This window comes from Vibrio sp. S234-5 (assembly GCF_000960595.1).
Classification (GTDB): Bacteria; Pseudomonadota; Gammaproteobacteria; order Enterobacterales; family Vibrionaceae; genus Vibrio.
The window spans coordinates 1-12,862 of sequence record NZ_JZAM01000133.1; the positions used below are offsets into that span (position 1 = coordinate 1).

General features: G+C 47.8%; 9 protein-coding genes and 5 tRNA genes. 7 read left to right on the top strand and 7 right to left on the bottom strand.

What is annotated here, in order from left to right:
* A partial coding sequence (locus UF06_RS05625; protein ID WP_045569576.1) for a helix-turn-helix domain-containing protein occupies positions 1-462 on the bottom strand: 462 nt, incomplete at its 3' end.
* A 104-nt stretch (positions 463-566) separates the two neighbouring features.
* Positions 567-1,460 carry an HTH-type transcriptional activator IlvY gene (gene ilvY, locus UF06_RS05630; RefSeq protein ID WP_045569577.1) on the bottom strand — a complete coding sequence of 298 codons (894 nt, stop codon included), beginning with the start codon at positions 1,458-1,460 and terminating at the stop codon, positions 567-569.
* A 136-nt stretch (positions 1,461-1,596) separates the two neighbouring features.
* On the opposite strand from ilvY, the gene ilvC reads away from it, so the two are divergent.
* Positions 1,597-3,081: a ketol-acid reductoisomerase gene (gene ilvC / locus UF06_RS05635; RefSeq protein ID WP_045569578.1), complete on the top strand. Its 1,485-nt coding sequence runs from the start codon at positions 1,597-1,599 to the stop codon at positions 3,079-3,081.
* A gap of 179 nt (positions 3,082-3,260) precedes the next feature.
* Here ilvC and UF06_RS05640 read toward each other — a convergent pair whose 3' ends face one another.
* The 4 genes from UF06_RS05640 to UF06_RS05655 form a co-directional block, all read right to left on the bottom strand.
* The gene (locus UF06_RS05640) at positions 3,261-3,512 is read right to left on the bottom strand and encodes an accessory factor UbiK family protein (protein WP_045569579.1); all 252 of its coding nucleotides are present in this window, start codon (positions 3,510-3,512) and stop codon (positions 3,261-3,263) included.
* A 134-nt stretch (positions 3,513-3,646) separates the two neighbouring features.
* On the bottom strand, positions 3,647-6,769 hold the full coding sequence (locus UF06_RS05645; RefSeq protein WP_045569580.1) for a multidrug efflux RND transporter permease subunit: 3,123 nt from the start codon (positions 6,767-6,769) through the stop codon (positions 3,647-3,649).
* Between the two features lie 11 nt (positions 6,770-6,780).
* The gene (locus tag UF06_RS05650) at positions 6,781-7,887 is read right to left on the bottom strand and encodes an efflux RND transporter periplasmic adaptor subunit (RefSeq protein WP_045569581.1); all 1,107 of its coding nucleotides are present in this window, start codon (positions 7,885-7,887) and stop codon (positions 6,781-6,783) included.
* A gap of 17 nt (positions 7,888-7,904) precedes the next feature.
* Positions 7,905-8,486: a TetR/AcrR family transcriptional regulator gene (locus tag UF06_RS05655; RefSeq protein WP_045569582.1), complete on the bottom strand. Its 582-nt coding sequence runs from the start codon at positions 8,484-8,486 to the stop codon at positions 7,905-7,907.
* Positions 8,487-8,672: 186 nt separating this feature from the next.
* Between UF06_RS05655 and rep the strand changes: the two genes are divergently transcribed.
* Complete coding sequence (gene rep, locus UF06_RS05660) at positions 8,673-10,691, top strand: DNA helicase Rep (RefSeq protein WP_045569583.1); 2,019 nt, start codon at positions 8,673-8,675, stop codon at positions 10,689-10,691.
* A 50-nt stretch (positions 10,692-10,741) separates the two neighbouring features.
* Here rep and UF06_RS05665 read toward each other — a convergent pair whose 3' ends face one another.
* Complete coding sequence (locus tag UF06_RS05665; RefSeq protein ID WP_045569584.1) at positions 10,742-11,155, bottom strand: cytochrome c5 family protein; 414 nt, start codon at positions 11,153-11,155, stop codon at positions 10,742-10,744.
* A gap of 300 nt (positions 11,156-11,455) precedes the next feature.
* Here UF06_RS05665 and UF06_RS05670 point away from each other — a divergent pair.
* The 5 genes from UF06_RS05670 to UF06_RS05690 all read left to right on the top strand — a co-directional run bounded on the left by UF06_RS05670 (position 11,456) and on the right by UF06_RS05690 (position 11,949).
* Positions 11,456-11,532 (top strand) — tRNA-Arg (locus UF06_RS05670).
* Positions 11,533-11,568: 36 nt separating this feature from the next.
* Positions 11,569-11,644 (top strand) — tRNA-His (locus UF06_RS05675).
* A gap of 5 nt (positions 11,645-11,649) precedes the next feature.
* A tRNA-Pro gene (locus UF06_RS05680) sits at positions 11,650-11,726 on the top strand.
* 65 nt (positions 11,727-11,791) lie between these two features.
* Positions 11,792-11,867 (top strand) — tRNA-His (locus tag UF06_RS05685).
* A gap of 5 nt (positions 11,868-11,872) precedes the next feature.
* Positions 11,873-11,949: transfer RNA gene (locus tag UF06_RS05690), tRNA-Pro, on the top strand.
* Positions 11,950-12,862 lie beyond the last annotated feature (913 nt).

Here is a 12,862-nt window from a genome sequence, read left to right on the forward strand (position 1 = left end):
TTTAAAATCGTCTTGGACTTCTTGAGATTGCTTGGGGTGTTTTGAGCAGGAAGTTATCCATGAAAACCCCATGTGATCGAGCAGATAATAGATAGAGTCGGGGTGGTCGTGTTTGCCAAATTCTTTCGCGATATAAGCGTGGATGTCGGCCCCGGTAAGTCGTCCGCCCTGTATATTATCAGCCTTGTCTTTTATGTATTGGCTTAGTCGCTCTTTTTGCTCAGGGGTTAAGAAGGGAGGTCTTCCTGTTCTTGGCTTTTCCTTAAGTCCCTCTAGCCCTTCTTGAAGGAAGGTTTGAACCCACTTGTTGACACTGGTACGGCTTACCTTGAGAAACTTGGCGATTTGGGTGCGAGAATGCCCATCTTTGAAATGAGCAAGAGCCAGTAATCTCATTTTCATTTGAATGGATTTTTGCTGGCTAGCGAGTTTTTTGAAGTTGATATTATTAAGGTTATCCATGGCGAATAAGCTCTATCGTTGAATGGCCTTAATTAGATCATACTTTACTTAGATTGGAGTTACTTGCCTTCAGCCCCACATGACTCGGGATCTTGAGGACCGTCTCAATCAACAATACTGAGTTTGGATGTAACGACACGCCACAAAGCTCGGACTAATGGTTCATCAAGCTGTGAACGTTTACAGCAAACTCCAAGCTTGAAAGGTTTAACTGGAGAAAATGACAACCGCTGCACTTTCTCTCGTACTGGGCTGTTGTTGATCACTACATCTGGCGCGATGCCGACACCGCATCCTAGGGCGACCATGCTGACAATCGCTTCATGTCCTGCAATTTGAGCGTAAATATTGGGTTTAATTTTCATTTTTTTAAACCAACTGTTCGCTCGGTCTCGGGCGGTTCCAGCCTCAGGGACTATAAATGGCACTCGGCTCCAGTCGGGTTGCTCTTTCTGTATCTCCTCTACAAAACTGCTGATGCCTATGGGGGCAATCACCGATAGCGGTATTTCACTGATAGTCGTAAATTCGACTCGTGATGGCAGATTCTCGGGCATGGCAGAAATCGCAATGTCTGCTTCGTCATGCAGAATTTTATCGATCGCTTGAGCAGGGTCTCCAGTGAGCAGTTTGAACTCAATATAAGGGTGTTTGAGGCGAAAGGCATTGAGGAGTTCAGGTAGGTGACTGTAGCTCGCTGTCACTGAGCAGAACAGGCGAATTTCGCCTTTTAACTCGCTTTCCTGATCGCCGAGCTGGGCTTGAAATTGGCGCCATTCGTTGAGCATACGCATGGCGACAGGCAGTAATTTGCTGCCAACTGGGGTGAGCTCCACACTGCGGTTATCACGCACAAATAAGGCATGCCCTATCTCTTCTTCCAATTTTTGAATTTGGCGACTTAAAGCTGATGGACTAACGTGCATAGATGCGGCCGTTTTACTGAAACTCATACTGTCGCAAAGATGGAGAAACAGTTGTAATGTCTTTATGTTCATGTGAACTCTTATGTTGCATTAATCGCAAGAACTGGTTGTGAATATATCACTTTCAGCAACCTTCTGCCTGTTTTAGTATGAACTTATTCGGTAGGTGAGCTACCGACCTGTATGGATGATTTTTAAGGAGAGCCCGATGGCTAACTATTTCAATACTCTGAATCTTCGTGAGCAGTTGGACCAATTAGGTCGTTGTCGTTTTATGGATCGCAGCGAATTTGCAACAGAAGCTGATTATCTGAAAGGGAAAAAAGTGGTCATCGTGGGTTGTGGTGCGCAAGGTTTAAACCAAGGTTTAAATATGCGTGACTCCGGTCTTGATGTTGCCTATGCACTACGCCAAGCGGCGATTGACGAGCAACGTCAATCTTACAAAAACGCGAAAGAGAATGGTTTTGAAGTGGGTAGCTATGAAGCGTTGATCCCGCACGCTGACTTGGTTATCAACCTAACGCCTGATAAACAGCACAGCAATGTCGTTGAAACCGTGATGCCTTTGATGAAAGAAGGGGCGGCGCTGGGTTATTCACACGGCTTTAACGTGGTTGAAGAAGGGATGCAAATTCGCAAAGATTTAACGGTTGTGATGGTTGCGCCTAAATGCCCAGGGACCGAAGTTCGCGAAGAATACAAACGTGGCTTTGGTGTTCCGACACTGATTGCGGTTCATCCTGAGAACGATCCGAAAGGTGAGGGTTGGGACATTGCCAAAGCTTGGGCGGCGGCGACTGGTGGTCACCGTGCAGGTTGTCTAGAGTCTTCTTTCGTTGCTGAAGTGAAATCAGATCTCATGGGTGAGCAGACTATTCTGTGTGGCATGCTACAAGCGGGCTCTATCGTGTGCTACGAGAAGATGGTTGCAGAAGGCATCGACCCAGGCTACGCCGGTAAGCTTTTGCAGTACGGTTGGGAAACGGTGACTGAAGCGCTTAAGTTTGGCGGCATCACCCATATGATGGATCGTCTGTCTAACCCAGCAAAAATCAAAGCGTTTGATCTGTCGGAAGAGCTGAAAGATCTGCTGCGTCCACTGTACAACAAACACATGGACGACATCATTTCTGGTCATTTTTCTAGCACCATGATGGCGGATTGGGCGAATGACGATGCAAACCTACTGGGCTGGCGTGCAGAAACAGGTGAGACGGCGTTTGAAAACTACCCGGCAACGGATGTGGAAATTTCTGAGCAAGAATATTTTGACAACGGTATCCTGATGATTGCTATGGTGCGCGCTGGGGTTGAGTTGGCGTTTGAAGCGATGACGGCTTCTGGCATCATCGATGAGTCTGCGTACTATGAATCGCTACACGAGTTGCCACTGATTGCGAACACCATCGCTCGTAAGCGTCTGTACGAAATGAACGTGGTTATTTCTGACACGGCGGAATACGGCAACTACCTGTTTGCTAATGTCGCCACACCGCTGCTGCGTGAGAAGTTTATGCCAAAAGTCGGCACTGACGTGATCGGCAAAGGGTTGGGTGAAACCTCCAATCAGGTTGATAATGCGACGCTTATCAAGGTCAACGAAGTCATCCGCAACCATCCAGTTGAGTACATCGGTGAGGAACTGCGTGGTTACATGACGGACATGAAACGTATCGCAGTTGGCGGTTAATTGAGCGAAATTTAGGAGTGGATGAAGGTGAACTCAACGCAGATTCATCTTCATTCTCTACCACAGAACTCCAGACAGACTGGGGTCAATAAATACAAAATCAAACACAACATCAAAATAAAAGGCTTGCTCATTTTATGGGCAAGCCTTTTCATTTAGTGTCAGGGTGAACTGGGTGGTTATTTATCCGCTAGCTTTGCTTCTAACTCGGCCAGTTTCTTTTCCATTTCACTGAGTTTTTGTCGTGTACGCAGCAGAACTTGCGTTTGCACATCGAACTCTTCTCGGCTAACAACATCGAGCTTGTTCAGCTGCCCTTGGATGACTTGACGAACTTTTTGCTCAACATCCGCACCCAGATCTTTCACGGGTTGTGGCATGGAATCATGAATTTGTTTGGCGATCTGCTCTAGTTTCTTGGCATCAAACATGTGGGGTTAACTCCTGTATCTTTGTGCTCATTCTAAGTAATTGGATGATAAAAGTCGCTAGTGAGAGGGTAAAAATGCGCAACAGCCAAAATAAAAAAGGTCACCGAAGTGACCTTTTGTTGAGCCTCTGAGAGTTACTGTTGCCCTGCAATTTGGCGTTGTGCCGCTTTGGCTTCGTCAATTCGCGCGAGTTTCTCTAGATCTTTATCTTCGACAAAGATAGGCAGTGGTTTATGTTTTTCTGCTAAGTAGCTGTAAATTACGGGCAGTACGAACAGCGTAAACAGAGTACCAATCGTTAGACCTGCCACGATAACAATACCGATACTGAATCGTTGGGCTGCGCCTGCACCCGTGGCGTACATCAGTGGAATCAAGCCTGCTATCATCGCTGCCGTGGTCATCAGGATTGGGCGAAGACGCACTTTGGCCGCTTCCATGACCGCTTCGATACGCGAGCGTTTATTGTGTAACTGCTCTTCCTTAGCGACCTCACAAATCAGGATACCGTGCTTGGTGATCAGACCAACCAGAGTGATCAAGCCCACTTGTGAGTAGATGTTCATCGTTGCGAGGCCCCAGGCCAACGCAATCAGAGCACCACAAATCGCTAGCGGTACCGAGACCATAATAACGAGAGGATCACGAATCGATTCAAACTGAATCGCCAGAACCAAGAAGATGATGGCCAGCGCTAAACCAAACGTTGCGTACAGTGCGCTGCCTTCCGTGACGTACTGACGAGCCTCACCCATGTAGTCATGGCTATAGCCTTTCGGTAACTTAGTATCGGCGATGTTCTCAAACCAGGTAATCGCATCACCCATTGCCGTGCCCGGAGACGGCACAGCGCCGACAGTGGCTGAGTTCAACTGATTGAAGTGAGGAAGTGCACGTGGCTCGGCCACCACATCAATGGTGATCAAACTACTCAGCGGTACCGCTTTACCATCCGCCGCGCGAACGTAGTAGTTCTTCATTGATTCTGGATTAAGACGCCATTTACGCTCAACTTGTGGGATTACTTCATACGAACGGCCATTGAGGTCGATGCGGTTGACGTAACCATCCGCCATCATAGTGCCTAACGTGATACCAATGTCTTGCATGGTGACGCCATAGGCACCGGCTTTGTCCTTGTCGATGTTGATTTTCATCGTCGCCGAATCGTAGTTCAGATCCAAGTTCGAATAGACGAACAGAGGGCTGCTCTGCACTTCGGTCAACACATCGGTTGCAATGGTGAACAGGCTTTCAAACGCATTCGGTGTGGTGATGACAAACTGAATTGGCAAACCAGAACCCGCGCCGGGTAGTTCAGGCATCTGGAAAGCGGTTACCGCCATGCCTGGAATATCCTGTACCAATTGGCCGACTCGGTTGGTCACTTCTGCTTGGCTGGCCTCACGTTGGCTCCAAGGCACCATAGACGCAATACCAAATGCTTGGTTGGTATTTGGAATACCAGTGAACACCTGTGCAAACTGAACCTCAGGCTGATCCGAGAGAATTTTGTTCACGTCCGCCATGGTATTAGAGAGGTAGTCTAGGTTGGCATTAGAAGGACCCGTGCCCAGCAACATGACCACGCCTTTGTCCTCTGACGGAGCAAGTTCGCTCGGGATAAATTTAAACAGCACGGGCAAACTAGCGAATACAATCACCGCAAATGCCAACACCACTGGGCGATGCGCCATCACCGCCTGCAACATACGGCCATAGCGATTGGTCATACGATCAAGGAAATGATGCACCGTCTGCTCAAAGCGATTCGGTGTCTCATTGGCCTTGAGCATTTTTGAACACATCATCGGCGAGAGCGTCAGCGCGACGATACCGGAAACAAAGACCGAACCTGCCAGCGTTAGGGCAAACTCTTTAAACAGAGCACCAGTGATACCGCCCATTAGCGCGATTGGCGCGTATACCGCACCCAATGTTAGCGTCATTGCAATGACCGGAATCGCGATTTCACGCGTACCAATAATGGCTGCACGGAAGGGAGATTCACCCTCTTTAATGTGGCGGTCAACGTTCTCTAGTACCACGATCGCATCATCCACCACCAGGCCGATCGCCAACACCATTGCCAATAGCGTCATTAAGTTCCAAGAAAAGCCCATCGCTTGCATCACCATTGCCACGCCAATCAGTGACAGAGGAATGGTGACGATTGGTATAATCACTGCGCGGAACGAGCCAAGGAATACGGTAATGACCACCAGTACGATCAGCGCCGCTTCAACGATGGTTTTGATAACCTCATGAATCGATTCGTTAATCGCAACCGTTGAGTCATACAGCACGTTCATGGTGATGTTGCTAGGCATGTTCTTTTTCAATTCAGGCAACACGTCTAACACATCTTTGGCGATGTTGATTGGGTTGGCGCTTGGTGCCGCGTTGATTGCCGCCACCACCGCTTCTTGGCCATTGGCGCTGGCACGGTAGGTGTCATGGCTTTTGGCTAAGGTTACCTTGGCAATGTCACCTAAACGGGTCACGTTGCCGTTTTCGGTTTTGACCACCAAACGTTTCAGCTCTTCAGCATTCGATACTTGAGTGTCGGCACTGCCGTTGTACAGTACGAACTCACCAATAGCCTGACCTGTCGCCGATTGATAGTTGTTGGCGCTCAAGACGCTGTTGACGTCGGTTGCGGTCAGGTTTAAGGCTGCCATCTTCGCTGGATCCAGCCAAATACGCAGGGCATATTTCATCCCTCCATACAAGTTGATGCTGGAGATGCCGTTGATGGCATAAAGCTGAGGATTGATCACCCGTTCAAGATAGTCGGTGATTTGGCTTGACTCCAGCTCATCACTGGTGAAACCGATATACAGTACCGCCGTTGTCGAACCGGTCGACATAGTTACCGTCGGGTCTTCAGACTCTTTGGGTAACTGTGAACGAACCGAGTTGGTTTTGGCCAAAACATCAGCCAAGGCGGCGTTTGGATCCGTGTTCAGTTTCATCGTAACGGTAATCGTAGAGCTACCCAGTACCGATTGTGATGTCATGAAATCGATATTATCGGCTTGTGCCACGGCTTGCTCCAAGGGCTGTGTGACAAAGCCTTGGATCAGGTCGGCACTGGCACCGTAGTAGCCAGTCGTCACAGTAATGACCGTGTTGGTCATTTCGGGGTATTCGCTCACTTGCATTTTGAACACGGCTTGCAAACCAAGCAGTGCGATTAAAAAGCTGATCGATACCGCAAGCACTGGACGTTTAATAAAAACATCAGTAAAGCGCATGATGCCTCCGCTTAAAGCATTGGGGTTTCGGCTGGTGTTGTAGTCGCATCGCTCTCGACGATACGCACTTTAGCACCATTGCTCAGACGAATTTGTCCTGAGGTGACCACGATGTCACCCGGTTTCACGCCTTCCAGAATATGCGCGATGTCATGTGTGCGCTCGCCAACTTTGACCACGTGTTGTTGCACACGCTTGACGCCATCTTGCTCTGTCACAATGTAAACATTGTCACCGTACAAGGTGTACGTAATGGCCGTTTGGTTCAGAGTCACCTGATTTTCCTGTTTTGGCAGGATGATATTAGCGCGCGCAAACATACCGCTACGCAGTTTGCCATCATTGTTCGGGATGTCCGCTTGCACTTGGATCAAGCCACTTTGCACACTGACAGCCGGTTCGATGGCCGTAATCGAGCCTTTGAAAGGTGTCTGTGGGTAAGAATCGACAAAAATGTCGACCTCTTGGCCGATAAAAATACGCGAGATGTCGGTTTGCGGCACAGTAAAGCGCAGACGCATCACGCTGGTGTCTTCTAGACGCACAATGTCAGAGCCTGCTTGGAGATATTGACCAAGATACACATTACGAATACCGATCACACCGGAGAACGGCGCTTTGACTTCCAAGCGATCAATCGACGCTTTCAGGCTTTCGATATCCGCTTGCAGTGAATAGTAGTTCGCTTCTGCGTCGTCATAGGACTCTTTAGAAATAGAGCCTTTCTCATACAGCCCTTGATAACGTTTGTATTTCGCTTGTGCGGCTGGAAGTCTGGCCTGAGCGCTCTTCAGATTCGCTTTCTCGACATCAGAGTCGAGTAGGAGCAAAGGTTGTCCTTCTTTGACTTGGGTGCCCGATTCAAAAGTGATCTGCTTGATCACACCGCTGGTTTCATTGGCAACGGTCACGCCCTGATTGGGTTCGATAAAACCAATCGCTTCGATCACTGGCACCCAGTCAACGGCTTTGACCTCGGTCACGGTAACCGGAAACTCCGGTTCAGGACGGTTCGCCATGTATTCGGCGATTTTCTGCTGTTTGAAGAGATTGAAACCTATCACGCTGCCAAACAGCAGAATGGCGATAAGTAACATAAAGAAGGTCCACTTTTTCATTCTTTTAAGAACTCCAATTAGTGATTGATAATGGCATCCCAACTTGCTTCGACAGCTGATTTCTGCGCTGCTTCGTCAAGCTGATAAAGGCCGAATGCGTGTTTTCTAGACAGCTGAATACTGGTTTCTAGGCTCAGAGCAAACAGAATTTCATTGTCCAGTGGTTTGAACACTCCTTGCTCTTTGCCCTGATTAAATAGCCGAGAGACTTGATGAAACATCTGCTTTTCTTGTTCGCGAGTTTTTGGACTACGAGAACAAGGCAGTGAATCATATTGAACTCGGTTGCTAATCGTAGACAGATTGGATGCCGCTAAATTCCAAGTGTTAAACCACATTGTGCGATAACGTTGTTTCAGCGGCATGTCGTCACTCACATTCGCTTGCACTGCGGTGGCGACTCGGCGGGTAATGCGCAGTCGCAGCTCATCGAGCAGGTGCTCTTTATCGGTAAAATACCGATAAATAGTCCCTGCCGCGACTCCCGCCTCTTTGGCTAATTTGCTCATCGATAAACCTTGAAAACCAAATTCTGCGATCAGCTTTTCGGCGGCACTCAAAATTTGCTGACGTTTATCGAAATGTTCATCTGGAGACATAATTCACCATGAAAGAATTAACCTTATCAATGAATGAACGTTCATTCATTATAGCGTAAACAATCAGCATTCTGGCAAGAAAATATCTCATTTTATGAGTAACAATCTAATTCGGTGTGGTCATGGCAATCTGTACAGGGTCGCATTATCATAAGCGCCATCTTTATATTGAACGTAGATAGCGCAATGAAACTGAACCCAAGACAAGACGAAGCCGTTAAATATGTATCAGGGCCCTGCTTAGTCCTTGCTGGTGCTGGTTCAGGTAAAACCCGAGTGATCACCAACAAAATAGCCTATTTGGTGCAGCAGTGTGGTTATAAGGCGCGCAATATTGCTGCGGTCACCTTTACCAATAAAGCCGCACGGGAAATGAAAGAGCGCGTCGGCCAAACCCTGGGAAAAGCGGAAGCGAAAGGGTTGATGGTCTCGACATTTCATACCCTGGGGCTAAACATTATTAAACGTGAATATCGACACTTGGGGCTTAAATCCGGTTTCTCTCTGTTTGATGACCAAGACCAGTTAGCACTGCTCAAAGAGCTGACGGAAAAACAGCTTGATGGGGACAAAGATCTCTTGCGCCAGTTAATGAGTACTATCTCCAACTGGAAAAACGACATGTTGAGCCCAGAGCAAGCGAAAGCGTATGCGCAAGGTGAGCAGCAGCAACTTTTTGCTTTTTGTTTTGAAATGTACCAGAAACAGATGCGCGCTTATAACGCATTGGATTTTGACGATTTAATTTTACTTCCGGTACTTTTGCTGCGTAGTAACGAAGAGGTGCGCCACTATTGGCAGAATCGGATTCGTTATCTGTTGGTTGATGAGTATCAAGATACTAATACCAGCCAATACGAATTAGTGAAACTGCTGGTGGGCGAAAGAGGCCGCTTAACCGTTGTGGGCGATGACGATCAATCCATCTACTCCTGGCGCGGCGCTAAACCACAGAACTTGGTTCTGCTTGGCCAAGACTACCCCAATTTACGCCTTATTAAACTGGAGCAAAACTATCGCTCGACCAGCCGAATTTTGCGCGCCGCCAATATATTGATTGCGAATAACCCCCACGTTTACGAAAAGTCCCTGTTCTCGGAAATCCCTGATGGAGAGAAGCTTAAAGTTCTTCTAGCAAACAATGACGAGCACGAAGCGGAGCGCGTGACTGGCGAAATCATTGCGCATAAATTTCTCAATCGTACCGATTATGGCGACTACGCCATTTTGTACCGGGGTAACCATCAATCACGCTTGATTGAAAAATCGCTGATGCAAAACCGAGTACCGTACAAGTTGTCTGGCGGCACCTCATTTTTTGCTCGGGCAGAAATCAAAGACATCATGGCGTATTTGCGTGTCTTGGTGAATCCGGATGATGACAACGCCTTTTTACGCATCGTCAATACACCGAAACGTGAGATAGGTCCAGTGACGCTTGAAAAACTCGGCAGCTACGCCAACATGCGCGGGAAAAGTTTGTTTGAAGCGAGCTTTGAGCTTGGATTGGAACAGCATTTGACGGGCAGAGGGTTGGAGAACTTACGCCGTTTTACTCAGTGGTTAGTGGCCATCGCCGATCAGGCAGAGCGTGGGGATACCGTTGAAGCGGTTCGCTCTCTGGTGCGCGATATCCACTATGAAGACTGGTTGTACGAAACCTCGACCAGCCCGAAAGCGGCAGAAATGCGCATGAAAAACGTCTCCGATCTCTATTCTTGGATTGTGTCGGATCTCGAAGGGGACAATTACGACCAAGAAGAGAAAACGCTGAAGGAAGTAGTGCAACGCTTGACACTGCGCGACATGATGGAACGCGGTGAAGAAAACGATGACAGCGATGCGGTGCAGTTGATGACCTTGCATGCTTCGAAAGGGCTCGAGTTCCCTTATGTCTACTTAATTGGTGCCGAAGAGGGAATTTTACCCCATCAAACCAGTATTGATGAAGATAACGTTGAGGAAGAGCGCCGTTTGATGTACGTCGGCATTACCCGAGCACAACGAGAGTTAACCTTTGTGATGTGTAAAGAGCGTCGCCAATATGGCGAGTTACTCAAACCCACGCAAAGTCGTTTTCTCGATGAGTTGCCTTTTGATGATGTCGAATGGGAGGCAACGAAAAAGCCCGTTACACAAGAAGAGCGTATGGCAAAAGGTCAAGCCCATATTGCAAATCTACGAGCGATGTTCAACAAAAAGTAATAAAAAGGGCTTGGTCATATCACCAAGCCCTTAATCATGTTTGTTGGCACTTATAGGCCCGCGATCATGTGCTCAATCGCGGCAACAATTTCCTCGTCGGAACAATCCATACAAGTACCTTTGGCAGGCATGGCGTTGAAGCCGTTGATCGCGTGGTTTTTCAACACGTCTTTACCTTGAGCGATACGCGGGCCCCAATCCTCTGCATTGCCAGTTTTGGGTGCGCCAGTGACGCCAGTGGCGTGACATGCAATACAGAAAGTACCGTAGACTTTCGCACCATCGCGGGGGCCTGTGGGTTCTGCGACCACAGGTTCACTGCCTGCAATATACACATTACCGACAGGCTTGATGCGCTCTGCGATGGCATCATATTCAGACTGACTTACATTGGAAGCAAAAGCCGCCGTAGAAAAGGTTAAAGCAGCGAACAAAACGCTAATCATTCGTCGAGACATATCCATTAAACTCACTTCACATTCCCAGGGTAAGCGATTAATTTCACCTACATTTATATAGTTAGAGTGCGGTTTTGATCTAACGGCGGTCACGGCTGTTAAATCAATGTAAATATTGGGTGATTATATCCCGATAAGTTGTTGCAATAAACAACAAGTTATCAGCTACAAGGGCTAAATCACATCACAAGGTATCGTTTATTCGCAAACAACTGATGAAAAAGAGACCAAACGGAAAAAAAACTAAAAAAAGTACTAGACGATATAGTGTGAACTACGTATTATTCCACTCCGCCGATAGGGCATGCGCCCGTAGCTCAGCTGGATAGAGCGTTGGCCTCCGGAGCCAAAGGTCGAAGGTTCGAATCCTTTCGGGCGCGCCATTTCCCGGAAGGTTTTATCGGTAAAAAGTTTTAGTGGTGGCTATAGCTCAGTTGGTAGAGTCCCGGATTGTGATTCCGGTTGTCGCGGGTTCGAATCCCGTTAGCCACCCCATTCGTCGGTGAATAGCGCAGCTTGGTAGCGCATCTGGTTTGGGACCAGAGGGTCGGGGGTTCGAATCCCTCTTCACCGACCACTATTTAATAGTTAGGCTTTGATAGCGTGACTAGTTCGGCAAACAGCCGGTTACACAAATTGATGGTGGCTATAGCTCAGTTGGTAGAGTCCCGGATTGTGATTCCGGTTGTCGCGGGTTCGAGTCCCGTTAGCCACCCCATTCGTCGGTGAATAGCGCAGCTTGGTAGCGCATCTGGTTTGGGACCAGAGGGTCGGGGGTTCGAATCCCTCTTCACCGACCACTCTTTAAAGCCTCGTCAGTAATGACGGGGCTTTTTTACATTTGCTTTTTGGAACTAGTCTCCGGCGTACCCGCACTCGGGTCGGGGTCTGGAAGCCCAGCCGCGTCGAATCCCTCTTCACCGACCACTCTTTAAAGCCTCGTCAGTAATGACGGGGCTTTTTTACATTTGCTTTTTGGAACTAGTCTCCGGCGTACCCGCACTCGGGTCGGGGTCTGGAAGCCCAGCCGCGTCGAATCCCTCTTCACCGACCACTCTTTAAAGCCTCGTCAGCAATGACGGGGCTTTTTTACATTTGCTTTTAGAAACTAAGCTCCGGCGTGATCGCACTCGGGTCGGATCGCCGCAGGCACTTTTCGATTTTCCTCGTTGTCAAACTTTGGTCAACCTCTCAATGTTGATCATTGCTGCTAAATCCATTCGCTGCAATGCAAGTCCTTGACTATATTTTTTATTTGTCGCGCCAGCTCTTACGCTAACTCAATGTTTTGCTTAGCAGAACCCTCTGTTTGAGGAGAGAGGTGAAAAGTCGCTTGTCGTGTGAACGGTTTTGGAATTGGTCGATATTCCCATCTGCTGAGATAAAGTCGATTGTATGGCGAAGTCTCTTGTTGGATATGTAGAACTTTATTCTTAATGACTAGTTACGCATTAAGATTATTCGCTGTCGTTTGACTTATGAGATGGTGTGTTGTTTTGTTTTTGTTAATATTCACTTGCCCTAAATGTCGTTTTTCTCAAGATTTAGATGTTAGGTATGTTTAGAGTATTTTGCTGCAATAAATGCTAAGCAGCACACAAAAAATTCCATTTCTTTGCTCAGTTAAATAACTGTTAATGAATGCGTATGCGATATATATGCCTGATTAGGGCTTTTATGACGCGCTTTATACTTTAATTGTTGCTTTTTTGT

Excerpts from the sequence above, each read along its gene's own strand:
- ilvY (WP_045569577.1), bottom strand. The coding sequence starts at position 1,460 with ATGAACATAAAGACATTACAACTGTTTCTCCATCTTTGCGACAGTATG.
- ilvC (WP_045569578.1), top strand. The coding sequence starts at position 1,597 with ATGGCTAACTATTTCAATACTCTGAATCTTCGTGAGCAGTTGGACCAA.
- UF06_RS05640 (WP_045569579.1), bottom strand. The coding sequence starts at position 3,512 with ATGTTTGATGCCAAGAAACTAGAGCAGATCGCCAAACAAATTCATGAT.
- UF06_RS05645 (WP_045569580.1), bottom strand. The coding sequence starts at position 6,769 with ATGCGCTTTACTGATGTTTTTATTAAACGTCCAGTGCTTGCGGTATCG.
- UF06_RS05650 (WP_045569581.1), bottom strand. The coding sequence starts at position 7,887 with ATGAAAAAGTGGACCTTCTTTATGTTACTTATCGCCATTCTGCTGTTT.
- UF06_RS05655 (WP_045569582.1), bottom strand. The coding sequence starts at position 8,486 with ATGTCTCCAGATGAACATTTCGATAAACGTCAGCAAATTTTGAGTGCC.
- rep (WP_045569583.1), top strand. The coding sequence starts at position 8,673 with ATGAAACTGAACCCAAGACAAGACGAAGCCGTTAAATATGTATCAGGG.
- UF06_RS05665 (WP_045569584.1), bottom strand. The coding sequence starts at position 11,155 with ATGGATATGTCTCGACGAATGATTAGCGTTTTGTTCGCTGCTTTAACC.